The sequence below is a fragment of the Vibrio genomosp. F10 str. ZF-129 genome (genome assembly GCF_000287055.2).
GTDB lineage: Bacteria > Pseudomonadota > Gammaproteobacteria > Enterobacterales > Vibrionaceae > Vibrio.
The window spans coordinates 1-2,056 of the sequence record NZ_AJYQ02000034.1 but is presented as its reverse complement, the minus strand read 5'-3'; the positions used below and the strand labels follow the sequence as shown (position 1 = coordinate 2,056).

4 protein-coding genes are annotated in these 2,056 nt (G+C 39.1%); all 4 read right to left on the bottom strand.

Annotated features, from left to right (window positions below; all coding sequences use genetic code 11):
- Positions 1-38: 38 nt before the first annotated feature.
- The 4 genes from A1QO_RS04815 to A1QO_RS20755 all read right to left on the bottom strand — a co-directional run bounded on the left by A1QO_RS04815 (position 39) and on the right by A1QO_RS20755 (position 1,919).
- Positions 39-452 carry a VOC family protein gene (locus tag A1QO_RS04815; RefSeq protein ID WP_017040011.1) on the bottom strand — a complete coding sequence of 138 codons (414 nt, stop codon included), beginning with the start codon at positions 450-452 and terminating at the stop codon, positions 39-41.
- A gap of 168 nt (positions 453-620) precedes the next feature.
- Entirely contained in the window at positions 621-986 is a 366-nt protein-coding gene (locus tag A1QO_RS04810) for a cupin domain-containing protein (protein ID WP_017040012.1), read from the bottom strand.
- A 164-nt stretch (positions 987-1,150) separates the two neighbouring features.
- Positions 1,151-1,432: a hypothetical protein gene (locus A1QO_RS04805; protein ID WP_017040013.1), complete on the bottom strand. Its 282-nt coding sequence runs from the start codon at positions 1,430-1,432 to the stop codon at positions 1,151-1,153.
- A gap of 121 nt (positions 1,433-1,553) precedes the next feature.
- The gene (locus tag A1QO_RS20755) at positions 1,554-1,919 is read right to left on the bottom strand and encodes a hypothetical protein (protein WP_017040014.1); all 366 of its coding nucleotides are present in this window, start codon (positions 1,917-1,919) and stop codon (positions 1,554-1,556) included.
- Between the last annotated feature and the right edge of the window lie 137 nt (positions 1,920-2,056).

Genomic DNA, 2,056 nt, shown 5'->3' with positions numbered 1-2,056 from the left:
CGTTGGGAATCCGTCTTAAACGCTTTGTTATGTGCGTGCTAACCTGTTGCACCGTTTAATTGCAACAAGTCCCATTTAGTACCATATAAGTCTTGGAATACAACTACTGTACCGTACTCTTCGACTCGCGGCTCCTCCATAAATACCACACCATTTGATTTCATTAATTCGTAGTCACGCCAGAAGTCATTGGTTTGGAGAAACAAGAATACACGACCACCTGTTTGATTGCCGACAGCTTGAGATTGCTCCTCAGTGCTCGCTTGGGCTAGAAGTAAATTGGTACCATTAGAATTTGGAGGAGATACTTGCACCCAGCGCTTACCACAACCTAAATCGGTATCTTCGACCAAGGTAAATTGAAGCTTCTGGGTATAGAATTCAATCGCATCATCGTAGTTTTCAACGACTAACGCTACATTGCCGATTTGCTGCTGAATTGGTTTAGACATACTGAAATCCAATTTACTCAAAACAATGATTCTACACTAAATTTTAGATTTTCCGAAAAAGCACATAACGCCAATTTAAGGGGCTGATAACAGTTTGCTAAAATGTGTAGCGAAGCGAAACCGAGCAAACTGTTAGCAGTCCCGCTTTAAATTCTTGTTAGCTGTACTTTACACCCAAACATCATTTTCAGCCGTTAGCTCGCTACCTGAATCACCGGTATTAACGACTCCTTTAGGTTCAACAAGCATGATTTTACATTCACTGTTAGCAACAGGTTTATGCTCTACACCTTTTGGAATTACAAACATTTCACCCGAATTTAGGGTTACGATGCCGTCACGGAATTCTATATTAAGGATACCTTCCAAAACGATGAATACTTCATCTGTATCAGGATGATCATGCCAAACAAATTCGCCTTCAACTTTTACTAACTTAAATTGATAGTCATTCATTTCTGCAACAACACGCGGAGACCAGTGTTCAGTAAATTTCGAGAACTTATCTTTAAAATTTATAGCATCAAACTTCATTCTTACTCCATACATTCATGTACTGCTAACGCCGCATTAAGTGGTGAACAACGCGACCACCCATGCTTAAACCTTGCCACATAAAGCACTGAAGTCGACTTAGACTGAAACCGCCAAGCGTTGAGAATCCGTCTTAAATGCTTTGTTAAATTGCTAGGCGCACGCTACCTATTGATGCAATACAAAGTACCGCTTTTCTGATATTTGTAAAAAAGCTGACTAAACCCAATACGCGCAGATTCACTCGTCAGTTCTGAATCATCAAATGCGGTATCAATTGGAAGTTGCACGTACTCAATAGCCTTTTTTAAGATAGCTTCATTTAGTAGACACGTATCAAGAACTGTCTCTAGTTCTGATTCTGTTGAGCAAACTCCTGATAGCTCCTCTAACTCAATAGTAAAAAGACCTGAATCGTTTTTGTATTTAAAATTTACTTCTATCATTAACTTTCCTTAGTTATGTCATGAATTGCAATTTAACGCCAAGCTAACGTGCCCGAAACTGTGGCATAAGCTTTTGCGAAGCAAAAATGCCACTCGTTTTGGGTCACTGTTAAGCGCCTTGTTATGAGCCGAGTTTTAAGTAAACGCCTTCTTGTCTAAGTTGCGCTCGTAAATCTAGCAATTGTATGTGTGTAGATATAATGGAAAATAGATTACCAATAGCTACAGCGAACATTAAACCTGCGAAATACCCTGACCACAACTCTGAATCTGGCTGATGAAGTGTATTAAACGCCATGCAAAAAAACACGATGCTAGACAGGAACAGACTCAGTTCATTACAATTTACTCTATAGTTGTTGGTAGCATAATCGTAGCTAATTTTAACTTTTGAGCAGAATCCACCGAGCTTAATGTACATCCTTGTTTCACCGCTTTCGTATACGATGTTATTAAGGTCTAGAATTTTTTCTATACGTTCAAGCATGAATATCAATTCTGTAAGTTTGAAGTTTTCCTAGCCTATTCTTTAGTTCAATCAGATTCATATTGTGATAGTAATTACTCGGCATGCCTCACATTTCACTTTAGGCTCATAACGCTCTGCTAAGCGGCAAATAAACC